This window comes from Nocardia asteroides, from assembly GCA_019930625.1.
Taxonomy (GTDB): Bacteria; Actinomycetota; Actinomycetes; order Mycobacteriales; family Mycobacteriaceae; genus Nocardia; species Nocardia sputi.
The window spans coordinates 4,695,802-4,716,107 of record CP082844.1; the positions used below are offsets into that span (position 1 = coordinate 4,695,802).

Consider the following 20,306-nt stretch of genomic DNA (forward strand, 5'->3'; position numbering starts at 1 on the left):
CCTACGCGCCTGTGCCGTTCGCCACGCGCCTGCTCCGTTCGCCGCGGCTCAGCCCTCGGCGGCCGGTGCGACGAGCGTGCTGCTGGACAGCACACGCCGGACCTGGATGGCGATCACCACGCGTGTCGGGTTCTCGCGCGGCACGCGATAGCGACCGGTGTACCGCTCGACCGCTTCGGCGACCTCGTCCGGGGCGTCGAGCACGGTCGCCGGGCCTTCCAAGGTGATCCACCGGATCCCGTCGACCTGACTGACCGCCGCGTACCCGGAGCGGCGCACATTGCGGACCTTCACCGACCCGTCGTTGGTGATCACGCGCGCGATCCCGGCTTCGCCGTCCCAGGTGAACCCCACCGCTACGACATGGGGCGTTCCGTCCGCCCGCAATGTCGTCAGTGTGGCGAGGTGCCGTTCGGCGACGAACTCGAGGGCGGCGGGCGACAACTCAGCGGTACTCGTCGGCATTCCCTGACCGTAGCTCTCGGCGCCTCCGCGCGCCCCATCGGCCCGGGCGGTGACGCGTGCCGCGCCGGTGAGCGATGACGGGCCGCACCCGCGCCAATGACAGACTGGGGCGCATGGGAACGCGTGGATTGGTCGACGGGACCGTACTGCTGCTGGGCGGCCGCAGCGAGATCGGGCTCGAAGTGGCGCGGCGGCTGGCGCGCGGGCGAGCGGTTGTGCTCGCGGCCCGGCGCAGCGACGAGCTGGACGCGCAGTGTGCGGAAATCGCGGCCGCGGGCGCGAGTGCGGTGCACTGCGCCGAGTTCGACGCCGACGACACCGCGAGTCATGCGGCGCTGCTGGAGAAGATCGCCGCGGAGCACGGGTCCATCGGCATCGCGGTGCTCGCCTTCGGCGTGCTCGGCGATCAGCAGCGCGCCGAGCGGGATCCCGCCCACGCGGCGGCGATCCTGCACACCGACTTCGTCGCCCAGGCCAGTGTGCTCACCATCGTGGCGAATCTGCTGCGCGCCCGAGGCGCGGGACAGATCGTCGTGTTCGGCTCGGTCGCGGGCGTGCGCGTGCGACGCGCCAATTACGTCTACGGATCGGCCAAAGCGGGACTGGACGGATTCGCGTCCGGTCTCGCGGACGCGTTGCACGGAAGCGGAGTTCGATTGCTGCTGGTCCGTCCCGGATTCGTCATCGGCCGGATGACCGAGGGGATGTCTGCGGCTCCGTTCTCCAGCACTCCGGACCAGGTCGCCGACGCCGTGGTCAAGGGTTTGCGCCGCGGCGCGAGCAGGGTCTGGGTGCCCCGGATCCTGCGACCGGTGTTCTTCGCGATGCGCCTGCTGCCGCAAGCGATCTGGCGCCGGATGCCCCGGTGAGCGCCGGGCCCGTGACGTGGACCGGCACGCCCATCGCGGTCGTCGGGATCGGCGCCGACGGCTGGGACGGTCTCGGTCGCGCCGCACGGGACGCGGTCGGCGATGCCGAGATCCTGTTCGGTTCCGCGCGCCAGCTCGACCTCGTGCCGTCCACCGTGGCCGCGCGGCGGGTGAGCTGGCCGTCGCCCTTGTTGCCCGCGCTGCCCGGCCTGCTCGGGCAGCACGGCGGTGCGCGGCTGTGCGTGCTGGCCAGCGGCGATCCGATGTTCTACGGGATCGGCGTCACCTTGTCCCGTCTGCTCGGTCCACGCGCCCTGCGGGTGCTGCCGCAGCCGTCGTCGGCCTCGCTGGCCTGCGCCCGGCTGGGGTGGCCGCTGGCCGAAACGCCGGTGGTCAGCGTGGTGGGGCGGCCATCGGCGACGGTGCTGCCCGAACTGGCCGACCGCAGGCGGCTGCTGGTACTCAGTGCCGACGAGCACACGCCGGGAGAGCTGGCGCGTCTACTGGGGCGCCATGGTTTCGCCGATTCCGAGCTCACGGTCCTCGAGCAGCTGGGCGGGTCCGCCGAACGACACCGCACCGGAATCGCGAAGCAGTGGGAACACCCGCCGGGCGACCCGTTGAACATAGTGGCGATCACTTGCGCGGCCGACCCGGGCCGGCCGCGTGCGACGCGCCTTCCGGGCTTGCCGGACGAATTGTTCGGCGGCGACGGGCAGCTCACCAAGCACGAGGTCCGCGCTCTGACGCTGGCGGCGCTGGCGCCCGCTCCCGGCGAACTGCTCTGGGATGTGGGCGGTGGGTCGGGCAGTATCGCCATCGAATGGTGCCGGTCGCATCCGGGTAACCGGGCCGTCGCGTTCGAACGGCTCGAGCACCGGCGGCGGCAGATCGCGGACAACGCCGCCGCCCTGGGGGTCCCGCACATTCTCGTGCGCGGCGAGGTCCGCGCCGAACTCGCCGCCGACACCGAAACAGCCGCTCCCGACGCGATTTTCGTCGGTGGCGGCCTCACGCAGGATGGCGTGCTCGAGACATGCTGGTCGCAGTTGCGTCAGGGTGGGCGGCTCGTCGCGAATGCGGTGACGGCGGAGTCGGAATCGTTGCTGCTCAGCTGGTCGAACGCCCAGGGCGGCATGTTGCGGAAGTTCCAGATCTACCGTGGCGAACCGCTGGGCTCCTTCACCACGTGGCGTCCCCAGCTTCCGGTCACCCAGTGGTCGGTGGTGAAATCCGCGACGGCGTTCCCCGCTGAGGGGTGAACACGTTACCGGTCACGCGGTAGGGTCGGGGCCGAGTTCCGATCGTGATCGGAAATCCGATTCCTATTGGGGAGATAGATGAAGTACAAGAAGTTCGCCGCCACGGCATTGCTGGCAGTCGCCGCCACCGGAGTCACCGCCGGTACTTCCTACGCCGCTCCCGCACCGCCCGCGGTGCAGGACCAGACCGCGGCCGCGCCTACGGTCACGGGCACGGACCAGGGCGTCGGCTACGCGCTGCAGCTCGCCGAGGCAGGTAAGTCCGTGGTCACCAGCGTCACCGGGGGCGCCTTCAGCGTCGACACCGGCAACCAGTCGGTCACCCTGAAGAACTCCGCGGGCGAGACCGTCACCACCATTCCGCTCACCGCGACGGCCAAGGGTCAAGAGGTGAAGATCGCCGCGAACGTCGCCGACGAGGGCAGGCAGCTGACGCTGACCCCGCAGGTGGCGCCGACCGCGAACGCGCCGGTCGCCGCCGAGTTCATCGGCGCGCAGGAGTGGTTCTTCGCCGAGTTGCAGCGCGCCTCGCTCGGCGCCCTGGTCGGTGGCCTGATCGGCGCGGCCATCGGCATCGTGTTCTTCGGTGTCGGCATCCTGCCGGGCGCGGTGCTCGGCGCGCTGATCGGTCTCGCCGTCGCGGGCGGGCCGTCGCTGCTGAACGCGGGCATCGCCTACTTCAGCGGCCAGCCCTGAGAGTTCTGATTCTGGGTGGCACCCGAGAAGCGCGGGAGCTGGCCCACATCGCCACCGGCGAGCGAGGATTCGAGATCGTGTCCTCGCTCGCCGGTCGCGTGCGTGCGCCCTTGCTGCCCGAAGGGGCGGTCCGCATCGGCGGTTTCGGCGGCGCCGAGGGGCTGCGCGCCTGGCTGGCGGCCAACGATGTGACCGCGATGGTGGACGCCACCCATCCGTTCGCCGCAGGTATCAGCGCCAATGCTGCGGCGGCCGCACGGATGTCGGGCGTGCCGCTGGTGCACCTGCGTCGGCCCGGGTGGGTGCGGCAGGCGGGGGACCGTTGGATTCGCGTGCCCGATCTGGCCGCGGCCGCGTCGCAGACGGCGGCTATCGGTGAACGTGTCTTCCTGACCATCGGCAGGCAGGGCGTGGACGCGTTCGCGGGACTGACCAGGCAGTGGTTCCTGATCCGTGCCATCGATCCGCCGGAGGGCGCACTGCCGCCGCGCCACGAACTGCTCCTCGCCCGTGGACCGTATGCGTTCGAGGACGAGTCGCGACTGCTCATCCAGCACCGGATCGACGTGCTCGTCACCAAGGACAGCGGCGGCGATCAGACCGAAGCCAAACTGGTCGCCGCACGCACGGCGCGAATTCCGGTTGTCGTCATCGACCGTCCACCAATGCCAGAGGGGGCGCAGGTCGTGGAATCGGCGGCGCAGGCGCTGGATTGGCTGCGCGAGAGGCCGATTCGTCGCGACTGACCGACGTTCCGGGGTTTCACGCGCTGTCCGGCAGCGTGCTGGATGGTCAGCTGTCGAGTATCTCCGGCAGATGGTCGAACCACTCCAGCACCGCCCGCTCGTAGCGGATTCCGAAATCCAGCGTGGCGCGGGCGAAGGCCGACATCCCCTCCGGATCCTGGGCGAGATACCGCGTGAGCCGCGCCTGATGGATTTCCCGGTTGGCCGCGACGATGCCGTGGAGCCGATCGCGATCGAGATGCTCTCCGAAGGAGAGCGTGAGCAGCAACGGCACCCGGATGGTCTCCCCGCCCGGATCGCGGGCGACCCACTCCAGGAACGCTGCGCGCCCCGCGTCGGTGAGGTGGTAGGGCGTCCGTTCCCGGGCTCCGGTCTCACCCTTCTCGACGAGTCCCGCCGCGTCCATCGTGGCGAGTTCCCGGTAGACCTGACTCTGCGTGATCGTCCAGAAATCGCCGATGCGGTCTTGGGCCTCGGCGACCAGATCCCACCCCGACATGGGCCCTTCGTGCAGAAATCCGAGCAATGACGCCGCTGTCGAGTTCAGTGGCTTGAGTCTGGTCGCGGTGTTGGTCAACGACTGCTCCCTTCGCTCTCAACATTCCATAGTGGAATATTACCTGAACGGTTCGAGTCAGGCGTCGCCGGTCAACTTGCCGAGCTGGGCGAGCACCCGCGCCATGCCCTGCTCCAGCCGCGCCTGTCCCTGTTCGAGCTGTGCCTGTCCTTGTTCGAGCTGCGCTTGGCCGCGCGCCAGCGCCGCCTGACCCTGTTCCAAACGGACCTGTCCTTGATCGAGCACCGTGACCCTGCGGGTCAGTTCGCCCACGTTCTCACGCAGATCGCCGACATCGCGGCGAAGCTCGCCCGCGGCTTCGCCGATCGTTTCCGCGCGTCGATCGATCCGGCCGATGCCGTCGAGCGCCTTCCTGGTCAGCGCCGCGAGTTCGCCGAGGACGTCGCCCTGCTCGTCGAGTGCTTGTTCGCTCGCGGTGGCCCTGGCCTCCAGGGCGCGGGCGCGCAGCGTCAGCTCCGACAGTGTCGCGGCCAAGGTCCCTCCGATCTTCGGTGCGTCAGGCGATCCTACGCGCCGTCGGTCGCCGCGTCGCGCGCGTGACCGTAGCGCCGGGAGGTGTAGACCCGGATGCCCTGGTCGGTTTCGAGCGCCGTGGTGGTGGACGCGCCGATGATCAGCAGCGTGCGCATGTCCACCTCGTCGGGGTCGAGATCGCCGAGTTGCACCACCCGGACCGATTCGGTGGGTCCGCCGACGTCGCGCCCGACGACGACGGGAGTATCGGGCTTGCGGTGCTCGAGCAACAGGTCCCGCATCGCGCCCACCTGCCAGGTGCGTTGCGAGGACGCCGGGTTGTAGATAGCGATCGCCATGTCGGCCGCGGCGACGGCGGAAAGGCGTTGCGCCACCACCTCCCAGGGCTTGAGCCGATCGGAGAGTGAGATCATCGCGTAGTCGTGCCCGAGCGGCGCGCCCACCCGGCTGGCCACCGCGTTGGCCGCGGTGAGGCCGGGCAGCACGCGCACCGGCACGGTACGCCACCGCGGGTCCGCGGATTCCTCGAGCACCGCCGCCGCCATCGCGAAGACCCCGGGGTCACCCGAGGAGACGACCGCGACCCGTGCGCCGCGTCCGGCCAGATCCAAGGCCATGGCCGCGCGCTCGGACTCGACGCGGTTGTCGCTGGCATGACGACGTTGGCCCGCACGCTCGGGGACCCGGTTCAGATAGGTGGTGTAGCCGACCAGATCGGTGGCGTCCGCCAAGGCCGCGCGCACCTCGTCGGTGGTCCACTCCGCTGCGCCGGGACCCAGCCCCACGACCACGACCTCACCGGCGCGGTCGGTCGTGTCCGTCTCGTGAATCCGCTGATCCGCGATGGGATCCGGCTCAAGGCGGGGTAGGGGGGTGGTCGGCTCGGGGCCGGGCACGAGGGTGATGGCGAAGTACGGCACCTCCGTGTCATCGACCGCTCCGGCGTGCAGTACGCGCTGGTCGGTGCTGCTCGCGCGCTCCACATAGTAGGCGCCCGCCAGCCGGCCGGAATCCGAAAGCGCCTGACGCACACCGGGATAGGTGCGTCCCAGTTTCATGATCGCGGCCGCGTCGGTCGTGCGCAGCCGCCGGGTGAGCTCCTCGACCGGCATGGTGCCCGGCAGCACGGTGAGCACCTGTTCGCCCTCGACCAGCGGCGTACCCAGCGCCGCGGACGCCGCGCTGACCGAGGTGACGCCGGGAATGATCTCGGCGTCGAACCGATCGGCCAGCCGCCGGTGCATGTGCATGTACGAGCTGTAGAACAGCGGGTCGCCCGCGGCGAGCAGCGCGACGGAGCGGCCTGCGGCCAGATGCGCGGCCAGCCGCTCGGCGGCCTGTTCGTAGAACTCGTCGATCGCTCCCTGGTAACCGCCGGGGTGGTCGGTGGTCTCGGTGGTGACCGGGTAGACGAGATGCTCCTCCAGCTGGCCCGGCCGCATGTACGGCGCGGCGATGCGGCGGGAGATGCTGCGGCCGTGGCGGGCGCTGTGGAACGCGACGACGTCGGCCGCGCCGATCACGTTGGCCGCTTTGACCGTCACCAGTTCCGGATCGCCCGGACCGAGTCCGACGCCCCACAGCTTGCCCGGAGTGCTCATTCCTGTTCGCTCGCAATCGCGTTCAGCGCGGACGCGGTGATGGCGCTACCGCCACGCCTGCCGCGCACCGTGAGGTATTCGACGCCGCCGAACTCGATCAGCGCGTCTTTCGATTCGGCCGCCCCGACGAACCCGACCGGGATGCCGAGCACGGCGGCGGGCCGGGGCGCTCCCGCGTCCAGGAGGTCGAGCAGATGGAACAGCGCCGTTGGTGCGTTGCCGATCGCGACGACGGCGCCGTCGAGACGGTCGCGCCACAGCTCGAGCGCGGCGGCGGAGCGGGTCGTGCCCTTGGCCGCGGCCAGCTCCGGCACGCGCGAATCCGCGAGGGTGCACAGCACCTCGTTGTCGGCGGGCAGTCGTTTCCTGGTCACGCCAGAGGCGACCATGGTCGCGTCACACAGAATCGGCGCGCCCGCGCGCAGCGCCGCTCGTGCCGAGGCGACGACACCGGGTGAGAAGGCAACGTCCGCGGCGAGATCCACCTGACCGCAGCCGTGGATCATCCGCACCACGACCTGTGCCACGTCCGGCGGGAATCCGCTCAGATCGGCTTCGGCGCGGATCGTCGCGAACGAGCGACGGTAGATCTCGGCCCCGTCGGTCAGGTAGCTGGCACGTACGTCGGACATGCGGTCCACCATATGGGTGCGGGTCCGGACAGGTCGGTCCGGGTCGGGCGCGTCGCATGGCCGCCCGAGCCGCCGGATACCGGGCGCCCGAGCGCCGCCGGATCAGGTCCGGGGACGCTCGAGAATCCGTGACATGACGATGGCGCTGCGGGTACGCCCGACCCGCGCGTTCTCCCGGATCCGTTCCACGGTCACCTCGATCTCGGCCATGTCGGTGGCCATGACGTGCACCAGCGCGTCGGCCTCGCCCGCGATCGTCCACACACCGACCACCTGCGGGATCGGGTCCAAGCTGCGTTTGAGTTCGGTAGGGGAGATGTTGTCGCGGTAGTACACCTCGACGTACGCCTCCGTCTTCCAGCCCAGCGCCGCGGGATTGACCAGCGCGGTGAACCCGGTGATCTGTTTGGCGGCGACCAGCCGGTCGACGCGCCGCTTCACCGCGGGCGCGGACAGTCCGACCACGCCGCCGATCTCCTGGAACGAAGCCCGGGCATTCCTCAGCAATTGTTCGAGGATCCGCCGGTCGAGGTCGTCCACGTCACACCTTCTCTCGTCCTACGCAACGAACCGCCGATTTTTGGGGCAGATGCACAACGAATCGTTGTTTCTGGCGCAATGCTAGGCGACTTACCTTCATATCAGCCGAAAGTCCCCGCTGATTTCCGGGAGTTCCGTTGACTTCTGTAGCCACCCTCCCCGCCGAGTCCGCCGTCCGCCGTTCGTCGCCGCGCAAGTTCGTGATGTGCCGTCCCGATCACTTCGACGTCGTCTACTCCATCAATCCATGGATGAATCCCGCCGAGCCCGTCGACCGCGCGCTGGCTGTCGAGCAGTGGGAAACGTTGCGCGCCACCTACGCCGAGTACGGGCACACCGTGGAAGTGGTCCCCGGTGTGGCGGGTCTGCCCGACATGGTGTTCGCCGCCAACGGCGGGCTGATCGTCGGAAACCGCGCCATGTCGGCCCGGTTCACCCACCCGGAACGTGCTGCGGAAGGCCCGGCCTACCACGCCTGGTTCGCCCGATACGGCTTGCCGGAGCTGGTGGCGGCCGAGGAATGCAACGAAGGCGAAGGCGACTTCCTCCTCGTCGGTGATCGGCTTCTGGCCGGTATGGGATTCCGCAGCTCCCCGGCCGCGCACGAGGAGGTGTCGCGGCATTTCGGTCTTCCCGTGGTCTCACTGGAACTGATCGATCCGCGCTTCTATCACCTGGACACGGTGCTGCTTCCACTGAGCGACACCATTGCCTACTATCCGCCCGCCTTCAGCCCGTCGGCACGCGCGGTGCTCGCCGAGTTCTATCCCGATGCGATCGTGGCCACCCACGCGGACGCGGCGGTACTCGGGTTGAACGGAGTCTGCGACGGTTTCAACGTCTTCCTCAGCAGCGCCGCCACCGCCTTGTGCGAAGCCCTGCGCGCGCGTGGCTACCATCCGGTCGGCATCGAGATGTCCGAGCTGCTCAAGGCCGGGGGCTCCGTCAAATGCTGCACCCTCGAGATCCATGGCGGGTGAGGTGCCTGGGCAGCGCGGATGAGTCAGTCGACGCGATAGCCTTCATCTGTCGCGACGATATCGGTGACCTCCCCTTGGGGCCGGCCGCAGCGGCGAGCGCAGCCGGACCAATGCTGACGCCCGGCCACCGCGACGTCTGTTGGGGGCATCGCCTGCGGGACATCTCGGCCCGCGGAGGTTCCGGAAACCGGCGACTCGGCCTGCTCGGTTCGGGCGGGTAGCACGCGGCCCGTGTCGATCGCCGCGGCGACGTCGGCTCGGACGTCGGTGTGCGACTTCGCGCAGCCCGGTTGCCCGGCGCAGGCGCTGACCAGCAGCCACGGCGAGTCGGCGTCGAAGATCAAGCCCATCGGGGCGAGCACGCGCACGACCTGCTCGGCGGCCCATTCCTCCAGGTCGGTGACCACCAGACTGCGCCACGGCGTGAGGAAGACCGGTCGCTCGACCGCCGCGAGGAACTCGGCCGTACGGGCGGGCAGGGACCCGAGGCGCACACCGGCGCCGAGACCGACCAGTCCGTTGTCCTGCTCGAGCCATCCGATCGGAATGCTCCGGGGCGGGCAGAAGTGGAGCCGCTCGGCGCCGGGAGACAGGCCGAGGAGATCGACGACGCGTTCGGCGCCCCGTTCGATGTCGCGCAGCCGCCAGCGGCCCGCGTCGTCACCCCGCAGTCGCAGGAACCCGTGGGCGGCGGCGAGCATGACATCGACCGCGTCGGCGGCGGCCACCCGCACGCCGCTGTCACCGCCTGCCAGCAACAACGCGAACTCGTCCCTCCCGACCGCGTGCATGCCGATGTCGGCGCCGAGTCCGCTGACGTCACCGCGCCCGTCGTCGAGGGTGAACAGCACTCGGCCGGGAAGCTGCGCCAGCCGCGGCGCCGCGCGCAAGCCCGCGTCCAGCACGGGAACCAGCGGGTGCACGTCCGCCGAGCCGCCGATCCGGCCGGACAGCGGCGAGGCGATGATATTGCGCACCCGTTCGTGCGTGCTGCTCGGCAGCAGGCCCGCGGCGGCCAGCCGGTCCGTCAGTGCCCCGGCGTCGCGCACCTGGCGCAACTGGACGTTTCCCCGTGAGGTGAGCTCGATATTCCCGTCCGCGAGATCGTGCGCGGCCTCCGCCAGCGTCTGCACCTGCACGGGCCCCAGGCGCCCGCCGGGCACCCGGATTCGCGCGAGCGGCCCGTCGGCCGCGTCGTGCAACCGCAACACACCCGGGCAGGAATCAGGAGCACGTCGTGTCATAACGATCCCAGCCTACGGACGCGCCGGGCGCGGCGAACGGCCGGTTACGCCGCGATCGTCCGCACCCAATCGATGACGGCGGCCCGATACTCGGCGGTGTTCCGCGCGAGATTGACCGAATGGCCGCTGGCGCGCAGCACATAGGTGCGCAGCTGGGCGGCCGGGCCGAAGAACGGCGCTTCGGCGGCGTGCAATGTCTCGGCGTTCGCGCAGACCGCGTACCCGGGGCCGCAGGAGAGCCGGTCCAGGCTGCCGTCGACGACCAGGACCGGGACGTCGATGAAGTTGGTCATCGGCGGGATGGTGGAGGTCAGGCCATCGGGATACTCCATCGGCGAGAACACTTCCTTGGTCGCCTCGTCGACGGCGAGAACCTCGGGATCGGCCGTCTCGGGGGCGAAGAAATTGCCCGCGCGGGTACCGGGCCGGGTCGTCAGATAGCCGAGATCGTATCCGCCCGCGGCGAATCGCGGGTCCTCGGCGGCTTGGTGATAGGTGGAGATCACGCCGAGGACCTCGGCCACATTGAGAGCGTGGGAGAAGCCGGTGAGCAGCACGCCGTCGACGTCCTGGTACGTGCTGGCCTCCAAGACGTCGATACCCGAGCTGAGCGAATGACCGCCGGTGACGACTGTGCCGAACGGCGGCGCGCCCGCCAGCCCTCGGCGCAGGGCCTGAACGATGTCGTGCAGGGCGCGAGCCGAGACCGACGCCGTGACCTGCGTGCTCGGCGGTCTCGTGCTCGCGCCGTTGCCGAGCCGATCGACCACCAGCGTCGCGATCCCCGCGGCATTCATCGCGCGCCGGAAACTGTAGGTCTCGGGTGCGTAAGGGAAGTCCCAGTACGTGTGGTTGTAATTGGATCCCGCGATGAGCACCATGACGGTGTCGGTCGCGTGTGCCGTGGGAGTGCACAGGGAACCGGCCATCACGCCCAGCGGGACGGGGATGGACAACGATTCGCAGCGACCCGGATCATCCTCGGCATAGGCCACGCCGGGTGTCAGGCAGAGCAGGAGCGCCGCCGCGGACGCGGCGATCGACCGTAGCGAGGTTCGCACGCGACGCAGGCTATGCGCTAAAATAATGGCGCGCAATACCTTTCGCCTACGCACATCCCCGCTCGGGTCCTGGCCAGCTGGACCGTCACTCGTTCCCATCAGGCTGTTTCACTATGTTCGCGGGCCGGTGTCGGCATGGCGAGAAGGAACTCGGTGACGTCGTCGATCGCTCCGGTCCGACGACCTCGAACGAGCGGCGTCGAGAGGGCGCAACCCAACTCGGGACGGCGGCGAAGCGGTATCAGCTGTCGAGACCCGCATTGCTTGTCGAGGTCTTCGGGGGTGTCGTAGATCATGATGGAGAACACGGTGGCCTGCGACCCGCCCGAGCCCGGGGGTCGGTAGCGCGCCTGACTACCCGGCGAACGCCGATACCCCACATAATTTTCCGTGGCTATCACATAGTTGGTGCCGCCGAGCGTGCACTCGGATGCAACGAGATCGCGTCCGGAGGGTGAATGTCCGGGACGAGCGGTGAACAAGGAGCGCGGGGACGTGGGGTCGACGAGACAAGGGGCGGATACCCGGGCGGTGCATTTCGTCGGTAGTTTTCCGGCCGAGAGCACGGAAGTGGCGATGCGGGCCATGCTCGACAGCGCTGGGCCGCGATTACGTACCCTGCCCACCGGAGAGACGCGCCGTTACGAGTTCTACATTCAGCCCATCATCGAAGACCTGGTCGCCCGAGGTGTCCTGGCGGTGAAGAAGCCCGGATCGTGGCGCTCGAGCCGGGAGCGGACGATCCATCGCGCCCCGCGCGGCACCGAATTGTCCGGCGCGGGCCTGGATCTCGGATATCTCCGCGAGGCCGAAGAGGCGCTGCCCCTCCTCCGTGAGCTCCGCGGCGAGCGGGAGCTGCCCGATCTCGCGCTCCAGATCGGCATGCCGACCGACTTCACGTTGACGTTCATCGCCATGGGGGCATCAGGCGTGCGGCGGCATCGCCGGGCATTCTTCGACGCCACCGTGCGCGACATCACGGCCATGCGGGAGCTGGCAGGCGACGACATCGTCGTGCAGCTCGAGGCCACCGCGGAGCTGGTGCTCATGTCGAAAACGCAACCGCTGCACCGGCTGATCGATCGGGCGCTGGGGCTGGGGGAGGGAATCGCCGCGCTGGCCGCGGCCGCTCCGGAGGGAACCCGTTTCGGGGTCCACCTCTGCCTCGGCAGCTTGCGCAACAAAGCCCGGGGAAGGTTGCGGAACGCGCGGCCCCTGGTCGATCTGGCCAATTCCGTCGTCCGGCATTGGCCGCGGGCGCGCGCTCTGGAATTCGTGCACGGCCCCGTGGCGGCAGGTGACATACCACCGTCGACGAAAGCCGAATTCTATGCGCCCCTGGCGGAGTTGTCCTTGGGTGCGGGCACGGATTTCTATGCCGGGTTGGTGCACGACCTACCCACCGCCTCGCAACAGTCGCACACATTGCGGGTCATCGAGACCGCGCTGGGGCGCCCGGTCGACGGAGTCGCCTGCGCGTGCGGTCTCGGCCGCCGTCCCCGCCCGGTCGCGGACGAACTCATGGCCCGAGCCCAATTGCTCGCGGCGAGCGGGGCGACGGACGATTGAATTCGTGCACCCCTGCGCGCAGTGACATCGGACCTCCTCTCCCGCAACGTCATTCGGTGCGCACGTTTCGTCCCCGGAGCGAATATCGGCGGCTGGCAATGACTTTTGTTACGATCCCGATCAGCGAGATCGGGGAGGTATGGTGTCCGGCATGGAGCGAGCACCGCGTGGCGTCGATCCGAACCTGCCGAATTCAGCCCGGGTATACGACTATCTCCTCGGCGGCAAAGACAATTACGAAGTGGACCGGGCGGTCGCGCACCGAATGCTGTCCATCGCCCCGGACACCCGGACCCTCGCCTGGTTCAGTCGCAAATTCCTGGTGCACGCGGTCCAGTTCGCCGCGGAGGCCGGGATCCGGCAGTTCATCGACCTCGGCGCGGGTATCCCGACCTCGCCCAATGTGCACGAAGTCGTCCACGAGATCGATCCGTCGGCGCGGGTGGTGTACGTCGATTTCGACCCGGTCGTGTACGCGCATTGCAATGCCCTGCTGACCGGTGCGGAGGGCGTGACGGCGATGCTGGGTGATGTGCGCCGTACGGACGACCTTCTCGACCGGCTGCGGCACGAAGAGTTCATCGACTTCGATGAGCCGGTGGCGATCACGTTGGTCGGGGTCCTGCACTTCGTGATGGACGGCGAGGGCCCGGCCGACATCGTCGCCCGGCTCCGTGCGGCCATGGCGCCGGGAAGCTATCTGGCATTCACGCACGGCTCCGACGACAGCGATCGGGACTTCATCGACCAGTCGTCGTCGGACACCGCCAACTCCTCGGCCCAGGTGGCGTATCGCTCCCCCGCCCGAGTCGAATCGTTCTTCGAGGGCTTCGACATGATCGATCCCGGCGTAGTCCCCCTGCAACAGTGGCTCGAGGAGGACCTTCCCGCCACCAAGCTGGTGCTCCTGGGCGGGGTGGTCCGCAAGACCTCGGACCGAAGCGACGACTAAGGTCGGCGTATGTCCGAAATCTCCGCCCTCGCAGACCGGCTGGCCATCGTCGATGTGATCACCAAGATGTTCGTCTACACCGATCAAAAACGCTGGGAAGGCCTGTCGGCCGAGGTGTTCACGCCGAAGGTGGATTTCGACGGCGGTTTCGGCGGGCCGGTCGGTGAGCGGTCCGCGGCCGACATCATCGCTGATTGGCGCACCGGCCTGGCCGACCTCGACGAAGTGCACCACCAGTCCGGTAATCACCTCATCGATGTGGACGGTGACACGGCGCGGGTGCACGCCGACGCCATCGCGGTGCACGTCAAGAACGCCGCGGTCGAGGGCAAGACCCGTACGTTCGTCGGCAGCTACTCCCTCGGCGTCGAACGCACCGCGGACGGGTGGCGGGTCAATCGGTTCCACTACCACCTCAAGGTGATCGACGGGAACGCCGACTTGGTGTAGGTCCGGGCATCGCTCGCGACTCCGGATCGTATCGGTGCGCAATGGGCTCGCGATCCGCGATCTGATCGGCGGCGGTGTCGTGAACGACTGGTCGCCTTGTCACCGACGAGCGATCGTCACGGTGCGGTGGCCGGTTCCGCTTCCTGCCGAGCGCGCGCGGGTTTCGTTTTCGCGTGTGAGCGTCCCGGCGCCCACACGCCGATGAGGACCGCGGCGACGAGAGTGACTATGCCCAGCGCCAGCGCGGATTGCTGCGCTCCGTGGACGAATGCGGTCTCGGCGAACTCGGCCAGCGGTGCGGCTTGTGGCCCCATCCGCTCGGTCACCTGCAACGCCGCGGCCAGCGAGTCGCCGACCGGTTCGCGGATCGGTTCGGGCAACCGGGGCAGGGCAGGCGCGATGCGGTCGCTGTACCCCGCGGCCAAGACGCTGCCCGAGATGGCGATGCCGACGGCCGCGCCGACTTCGCGCGCCGCGTCGTTCACCGCCGCCGCTACGCCGTGCTTCTCCACAGGGGTGCCCGCGATGATCGCCGCCGTCGCCGGCGCGGTGCACAAGCCGACGCCCGTGCTCATCACCAGCAACGACCAGACCAGATCGAGGTAGGTGGTATGGGTGTCGATCCTGGACATCGCGAGCAGCGCGATGGCGATGATCGCCAGCCCGGAGGCGATCGGCAACCGCAACCCGACCCGCTCGGCGAGCCGCGGCGCCACGACCGAGACCGCCACCATCGGCACCATCATCGGCGCCATCGCCAAAGCCGACGTCAGCGGCCCATACCCGAGAATCAGCTGAAGGAACTGGACCATCAGGAGGAAGGCGCCGAAGGACACCAGGAACTGCACCATCACCGCCGCGGTACCGGAGCCGAACCCCCGATCGGCGAACAACCGCACATCCAGCAGCGGGTGCGCCACCCGTGACTCGACCGTCACGAACACCACCCCCGCCAGCACCGCCGCGACGGCCATGGCGATCACCACCGGATCCAGCCAGCCGCGCTCGGGCGCCTCGATCGCGGCCACGACGAGCAATCCCACCGCGAGGGCAGCCGTCGCCGCCCCCCACAGGTCGATCCGCGGGCGAGTCCGGTCCACCGACTCCGGCACAGTGAACCCGGCGATCATCAGCAACAGTCCCGCTACGGCCATGGCGAGAAAGACCGAGACCCAGGACCAGGGCTCCAGCAGCAGACCGGAACCGAGGATGCCGAGCACCGCGCCGATACCGGCGACACCCGCCCACAGCCCCACGGCGTACGCCCGGCGGGATTCCGGGAACCCGGCGGTGATCAGCGACAGCGTCGACGGCATGACCAGGGCGGCGCCCGCACCTGCCGCCGCCCGCGTCGCGATCAGCCAGCCGGGTGTGTCCAGCAGCAGCGGCGCCGCGGAGGCGGCCGCGAACACGAAGAGCCCGATGATCAGCATCGCCCGCCGCCCGTACCGGTCGCCGAGCGCGCCCGCCGGAAGCACCAGGCAGGCCAGCGCGAGGGTGTACCCGTCGACGACCCAGGTCAGCTGTTGCTGACTGGCTCCGGTCGCGGCGGCGATCTCGGGCAGCGCGGTATACAGGGCCGCCATCGACGCGACCACAAGGGCCAGGGCGGAGCAGGATATCGCTAACATCCACCGCTGGGCGGCGGACAACCGTGTCGCGGTGGATTCCATGACGCCTCCCCAAAAAGGAAACCAACAGTATCGCTACGCTACTATCAGTAGCATAGGTGGGCCAGGTGGCGATAGGCGTCGCGGAAGGAGGAATGTTCGTTCCATGACCGGTGCCGCCGACCCGATGCCGCACGACTCCGCTCGCGACGACGATGTCGATCCGCGCAAGCTGCGTTCCCGAGCCAGGCTGCTCGACGCCGCGACCGCCCTGCTCCAAGCCGGTGGGCTGGAAGCGGTCACCGTCGAGGCGGTCACGACGATGTCCAAAGTCGCGCGCACCACGCTGTACCGGCATTTCGACAACGCCATGCAGTTGCGCGCCGCCACGCTCGAGCGCCTGCTTCCTCCGGTCATCGAGGCGCCGCCCGCCGGTCCGCTACGGCAGCGTCTGACCGAAATGCTCAGCAGGCATGCCGCGGTCGTCGACGAGGCTCCGCTGCAGACGTCCACATTGGCGTGGCTGGCTACCGGTGAACGCGGCGAGTCCGGCGCGGGCCCGGCGTTCACGTCGCTTCGTCAGCGGCTCATCGAGCAGTATCGCCAGCCCTTCGACCAGCTCTTCGACGATCCGGAGGTGCGCGGGCAACTCGGCGAGTTCGACGTGACGCATGCGTTGACCCAGCTCGTCGGTCCGATCGTCTTCGCCAGGCTGGTCGGCCTCGGCCCTACCACCCCGGCCGACTGTGCGCGGCTCGTGGACGACTTCTTGGCCGCCCGCGCGAGCGACCGTGACCGCCGCGCGGCCGAGCCGGCCGGACACGTGGTCGAAGCCGATCGGGACGGCAGGTAGGCTCGGCGTGCTCGGCGGACGACGAGGAAACCGGTGGAAGTCCGGTGCGGTCGCGCCACTGTAGAAAAGCCAGACCCTCCCCGGCGAGCAGCGAACCCCCGATGGGCGCGTCACCCGAGGAAGGCTGCCACCCGTGATAGTGCTGTTGTCCACGTCCGACACCGATCTGCTCAGTGCCCGCGCCAGCGGGGCCGACTACCGATGGGGGAATCCGGCTCGCCTGCTGGTCGACGACCTGCCCGGCCTGCTCGACGGCGCCGATCTGGTGATCGTGCGCATCCTCGGCGGCAAACGGGCCTGGGAAGACGGGCTGGAGGCGCTGCGCGCGAGCGGGATTCCGCTGGTCGCCCTCGGCGGTGAGCTCGCTCCGGATGCCGAGCTGATGGAATGCTCCACCGTGCCGGGCGGCGTCGCGGCCGACGCGCACAACTACCTCGCCGCCGGTGGCCCGGAGAACCTGCGCCAGCTACACAATTTCCTGTCCGACACCGTGCTGCTGACCGGCCACGGCTTCGAGCCGCCGGTTCAGCTGCCCAGCTGGGGCGAACTGGACCGGGTCGCCGCCGATCGGGCCGATGGGCCGACCGTGGCGGTGATCTACTACCGCGCACAGCATCTGGCCGGCAACACCGCCTACATCGAAGCCCTGTGCGCCGCGATCGAACAGGCCGGCGCGCGAGCACTGCCGCTGTACTGCGCGTCACTGCGCACCGCCGAACCCGAGTTGCTGGCGACCCTGCGCCGCGCCGACGCATTGGTGGTCACCGTGCTGGCCGCCGGAGGCACCAAGCCCGCCACCGCGTCGGCGGGCGGCGAGGACGAGGCGTGGGACGTCGGCGCACTCGCCGAGCTGGACGTGCCAATCCTGCAGGGACTGTGCCTGACCACCGGCCGCGACCAATGGGAAGCCAACGACGACGGGTTGTCACCGCTGGACGTCGCCACCCAGGTCGCCGTGCCGGAATTCGACGGGCGAATCATCACGGTCCCGTTCTCGTTCAAGGAATTCGACGCCGACGGCCTGTCCACGTACGTCCCCGATCCCGAGCGCGCCGCCCGCGTCGCCGGCATCGCGACACGCTACGCGAGGCTGCGCCACATCCCCGCCGCGCGCAAGCGCGTCGCCGTCATGCTGTCGGCCTACCCGACCAAGCACGCCCGCATCGGCAACGCCGTCGGACTGGACACCCCGGCGAGCGCGATCCGTCTACTCACCGAAATGCGAGCCGCTGGTTACGATCTCGGCGCGCCCGGCGAGGTGCCCGGACTGGACGAACAAGACGGCGACGCCCTCATCCACGCCCTGATCGCGGCCGGCGGCCAAGATCCCGACTGGTTGACCGCCGAGCAGTTGGAAGGCAACCCGATTCGCATCGGCGCGGCGACCTACGCGGCCTGGTTCGACACCCTGCCCGAGGACCTGCGTGCCGCCGTCGTGGCGGCATGGGGCCCGCCGCCGGGTGAACTGTACGTCGACCGCTCGTCCGATCCGGCCGGTGAGATCGTCATCGCCGCGCTGCGTTTCGGCAATGTCGTGCTCATGGTGCAGCCGCCGCGCGGCTTCGGCGAGAACCCCGTCGCGATCTACCACGACCCAGACCTGCCGCCCAGCCACCACTACCTCGCCGCCTATCGCTGGCTCAGCGCGCCCGAGGGATTCGGTGCCGACGCGATGGTGCACTTGGGCAAGCACGGAAACCTGGAATGGCTGCCCGGCAAGACGCTCGGCATGTCGGCCTCCTGCGGCACCGACGCCGCCCTCGGCGACCTGCCGCTGATCTACCCGTTCCTGGTGAACGATCCGGGCGAGGGCACCCAGGCCAAGCGCCGCGCGCACGCCACTCTCGTCGATCACTTGATCCCGCCGATGGCCAGGGCCGAGAGCTACGGCGACATCTCCCGCCTGGAGCAACTGCTCGACGAGCACGCGAACATCTCCGCGCTGGATCCGGCCAAGCTTCCCGCCATCCGCCAGCAGATCTGGACGTTGATGCGCGCTGCGAAGATGGACCACGACCTCGGCCTCACCGAGCGCCCGGATGAGGATTCCTTCGACGACATGCTGCTGCACGTCGACGGCTGGCTGTGCGAGATCAAGGACGTGCAGATCCGCGACGGCCTGCACGTCCTCGGCCAGGCGCCCGCAGGAGAGAGCGAACTCGACCTGGTGCTGGCGATGCTGCGCGCGCGCCAGCTCTGGGGCGGCGAGCGCAGCGTGCCCGGCCTGCGCGAAGCCCTCGGCCTCGACGAGTCCGGCGGCGAGGCGCGCGAGCGCGTGGACGCGGTCGAGGACAGCGCCCGCACGCTGGTCGGGGCGTTGCAGGCGGCGGGCTGGTCGCCGGACGCGGTCGACGGCATCACCGACAACCCCGAGGTTCGGCGCGTGCTGCGCTTCGCGGCCATCGAGGTGGTGCCGCGCCTGCGCCAGACCGGCGTGGAGATCGACCGGGTGCTGCACGCGCTCGACGGCGGATTCATCCCGGCGGGGCCGAGTGGTTCGCCGCTGCGCGGCCTGATCAACGTCCTGCCGACCGGACGTAATTTCTACTCCGTCGACCCCAAAGCCGTGCCGTCCCGGCTGGCCTGGGAGACCGGGCAGGCCATGGCGGAATCCCTGCTGGATCGCTATCGCGCCGACCACGACGAATACCCCCGATCGGTGGGCCTGTCGATCTGGGGCACCTCGGCCATGCGCACCTCGGGTGACGACATCGCCGAAGTCTTCGCCCTGCTGGGCGTCCGGCCGGTCTGGGATGAGGCGAGCCGCCGGGTCAGCACGCTCGAGGTGATCTCGCTCGAGGAACTGGGCCGCCCGCGCATCGATGTCACCGTGCGCATCAGCGGCTTCTTCCGGGATGCCTTCCCGCACGTGCTCGCCCTGCTGGACGACGCGGTCCGCCTGGTGGCGGACCTCGACGAGCCGGAAGAAGCGAATTACGTGCGCGCGCACGCTCGGGCGGATCTGGCCGAACACGGCGACCAGCGGCGCGCGACCACCCGCATCTTCGGCTCCAAACCCGGCACGTACGGGGCGGGTCTGCTGCAGTTGATCGATGCGAAGAGCTGGCGCACCGACGACGACCTCGCGCAGGTGTACACCGCCTGGGGCGGCTATGCCTACGGGCGCGACCTCGACGGCGCGCCCGCCGCCGAGGACATGCGCGGCGCCTATCGGCGGATCGCGGTGGCGGCCAAGAACACCGACACCCGCGAGCACGACATCGCCGACTCCGACGACTATTTCCAGTTCCACGGCGGCATGATCGCCACTGTGCGTGCGCTGACCGGCAAGAACCCGGAAGCCTACATCGGCGACAGCACCCGTCCGGACGCGGTGCGCACCCGGACGCTGTCGGAGGAGACGGCGCGGGTGTTCCGGGCACGCGTGGTGAATCCGCGCTGGCTCGAGGCCATGCGCAGGCACGGCTACAAGGGCGCGTTCGAGATGGCGGCCACCGTCGACTACTTGTTCGGCTACGACGCCACCACCAACGTGGTGGCCGACTGGATGTACGAGAAATTGACGGAGAGCTACGTTTTCGACGACGTGAACCGGAAGTTCATGGAGCAGTCCAATCCCTGGGCGCTACACGGCATTGCCGAGCGTCTGCTGGAGGCGGCCGAGCGGAAACTGTGGGAACATCCCGACCAGGAAACGCTCGATCGGTTGCGTCAGGTGTACCTGGAGGCCGAAGGCGAGCTGGAGTAGCCTCCAGTCGCTCTCC

At 69.3% G+C, this 20,306-nt stretch carries 19 protein-coding genes; 10 read left to right on the forward strand and 9 right to left on the reverse strand.

The genetic code is table 11. From position 1 onward, the window contains the following. Nucleotides 1-48: 48 nt before the first annotated feature. Nucleotides 49-465, reverse strand: a complete 417-nt coding sequence (locus tag K8O92_21685) for a PPOX class F420-dependent oxidoreductase (GenBank protein UAK30517.1) — start codon at nucleotides 463-465, stop codon at nucleotides 49-51. A gap of 113 nt (nucleotides 466-578) precedes the next feature. Between K8O92_21685 and K8O92_21690 the strand changes: the two genes are divergently transcribed. The 4 genes from K8O92_21690 to K8O92_21705 all read left to right on the forward strand — a co-directional run bounded on the left by K8O92_21690 (nucleotide 579) and on the right by K8O92_21705 (nucleotide 4,038). Beyond that, nucleotides 579-1,334, forward strand: a complete 756-nt coding sequence (locus tag K8O92_21690; protein ID UAK30518.1) for an SDR family NAD(P)-dependent oxidoreductase — start codon at nucleotides 579-581, stop codon at nucleotides 1,332-1,334. Beyond that, a complete protein-coding gene (cbiE, locus tag K8O92_21695; GenBank protein ID UAK35864.1) occupies nucleotides 1,313-2,596 on the forward strand; it encodes a precorrin-6y C5,15-methyltransferase (decarboxylating) subunit CbiE in 1,284 nt (427 codons plus the stop codon). The genes K8O92_21690 and cbiE overlap by 22 nt, the downstream gene beginning before the upstream one ends. A 78-nt stretch (nucleotides 2,597-2,674) precedes the next feature. Next, nucleotides 2,675-3,292: a hypothetical protein gene (locus K8O92_21700; GenBank protein UAK30519.1), complete on the forward strand. Its 618-nt coding sequence runs from the start codon at nucleotides 2,675-2,677 to the stop codon at nucleotides 3,290-3,292. Beyond that, complete coding sequence (locus K8O92_21705; protein UAK35865.1) at nucleotides 3,289-4,038, forward strand: cobalt-precorrin-6A reductase; 750 nt, start codon at nucleotides 3,289-3,291, stop codon at nucleotides 4,036-4,038. The genes K8O92_21700 and K8O92_21705 overlap by 4 nt, the downstream gene beginning before the upstream one ends. Nucleotides 4,039-4,084: 46 nt before the next feature. Here K8O92_21705 and K8O92_21710 read toward each other — a convergent pair whose 3' ends face one another. From K8O92_21710 to K8O92_21730, 5 genes are all read right to left on the reverse strand, one after another. Next, complete coding sequence (locus tag K8O92_21710) at nucleotides 4,085-4,615, reverse strand: PadR family transcriptional regulator (GenBank protein ID UAK30520.1); 531 nt, start codon at nucleotides 4,613-4,615, stop codon at nucleotides 4,085-4,087. Nucleotides 4,616-4,672: 57 nt separating this feature from the next. After that, on the reverse strand, nucleotides 4,673-5,089 hold the full coding sequence (locus tag K8O92_21715; protein ID UAK30521.1) for a hypothetical protein: 417 nt from the start codon (nucleotides 5,087-5,089) through the stop codon (nucleotides 4,673-4,675). Nucleotides 5,090-5,121: 32 nt separating this feature from the next. Beyond that, nucleotides 5,122-6,690, reverse strand: coding sequence for a precorrin-3B C(17)-methyltransferase (gene cobJ / locus K8O92_21720; GenBank protein UAK30522.1), 1,569 nt, complete (start codon nucleotides 6,688-6,690; stop codon nucleotides 5,122-5,124). Continuing rightward, complete coding sequence (locus K8O92_21725) at nucleotides 6,687-7,322, reverse strand: precorrin-8X methylmutase (GenBank protein ID UAK30523.1); 636 nt, start codon at nucleotides 7,320-7,322, stop codon at nucleotides 6,687-6,689. Before K8O92_21725 ends, cobJ begins: the two co-directional genes overlap by 4 nt. A gap of 102 nt (nucleotides 7,323-7,424) precedes the next feature. Beyond that, on the reverse strand, nucleotides 7,425-7,862 hold the full coding sequence (locus K8O92_21730) for an Lrp/AsnC family transcriptional regulator (protein UAK30524.1): 438 nt from the start codon (nucleotides 7,860-7,862) through the stop codon (nucleotides 7,425-7,427). A 137-nt stretch (nucleotides 7,863-7,999) separates the two neighbouring features. Between K8O92_21730 and K8O92_21735 the strand changes: the two genes are divergently transcribed. Continuing rightward, nucleotides 8,000-8,842, forward strand: coding sequence for an N-dimethylarginine dimethylaminohydrolase (locus K8O92_21735; protein UAK30525.1), 843 nt, complete (start codon nucleotides 8,000-8,002; stop codon nucleotides 8,840-8,842). A gap of 23 nt (nucleotides 8,843-8,865) precedes the next feature. Here K8O92_21735 and K8O92_21740 read toward each other — a convergent pair whose 3' ends face one another. Both K8O92_21740 and K8O92_21745 read right to left on the reverse strand, forming a co-directional pair. Continuing rightward, entirely contained in the window at nucleotides 8,866-10,086 is a 1,221-nt protein-coding gene (locus tag K8O92_21740; protein UAK30526.1) for a nitrite/sulfite reductase, read from the reverse strand. Between the two features lie 44 nt (nucleotides 10,087-10,130). After that, complete coding sequence (locus tag K8O92_21745) at nucleotides 10,131-11,246, reverse strand: alpha/beta fold hydrolase (protein ID UAK30527.1); 1,116 nt, start codon at nucleotides 11,244-11,246, stop codon at nucleotides 10,131-10,133. 432 nt (nucleotides 11,247-11,678) lie between these two features. Here K8O92_21745 and K8O92_21750 point away from each other — a divergent pair, with 432 nt between their 5' ends. From K8O92_21750 to K8O92_21760, 3 genes are all read left to right on the forward strand, one after another. Next, nucleotides 11,679-12,716, forward strand: coding sequence for a hypothetical protein (locus K8O92_21750; protein UAK35866.1), 1,038 nt, complete (start codon nucleotides 11,679-11,681; stop codon nucleotides 12,714-12,716). Nucleotides 12,717-12,867: 151 nt separating this feature from the next. Next, nucleotides 12,868-13,668, forward strand: a complete 801-nt coding sequence (locus K8O92_21755; protein UAK30528.1) for an SAM-dependent methyltransferase — start codon at nucleotides 12,868-12,870, stop codon at nucleotides 13,666-13,668. 9 nt (nucleotides 13,669-13,677) lie between these two features. Next, nucleotides 13,678-14,118 (forward strand): nuclear transport factor 2 family protein, encoded by a 441-nt coding sequence (locus K8O92_21760; protein UAK30529.1) that lies wholly within the window; start codon nucleotides 13,678-13,680, stop codon nucleotides 14,116-14,118. Between the two features lie 116 nt (nucleotides 14,119-14,234). On the opposite strand, the gene K8O92_21765 is transcribed toward K8O92_21760, so the two are convergent. Then, on the reverse strand, nucleotides 14,235-15,791 hold the full coding sequence (locus tag K8O92_21765) for an MFS transporter (protein UAK30530.1): 1,557 nt from the start codon (nucleotides 15,789-15,791) through the stop codon (nucleotides 14,235-14,237). A gap of 124 nt (nucleotides 15,792-15,915) precedes the next feature. On the opposite strand from K8O92_21765, the gene K8O92_21770 reads away from it, so the two are divergent. Then, nucleotides 15,916-16,581, forward strand: a complete 666-nt coding sequence (locus K8O92_21770) for a TetR/AcrR family transcriptional regulator (protein UAK35867.1) — start codon at nucleotides 15,916-15,918, stop codon at nucleotides 16,579-16,581. Between the two features lie 133 nt (nucleotides 16,582-16,714). Further along, a complete protein-coding gene (cobN, locus tag K8O92_21775) occupies nucleotides 16,715-20,290 on the forward strand; it encodes a cobaltochelatase subunit CobN (GenBank protein ID UAK30531.1) in 3,576 nt (1,191 codons plus the stop codon). Nucleotides 20,291-20,306: the final 16 nt, after the last annotated feature.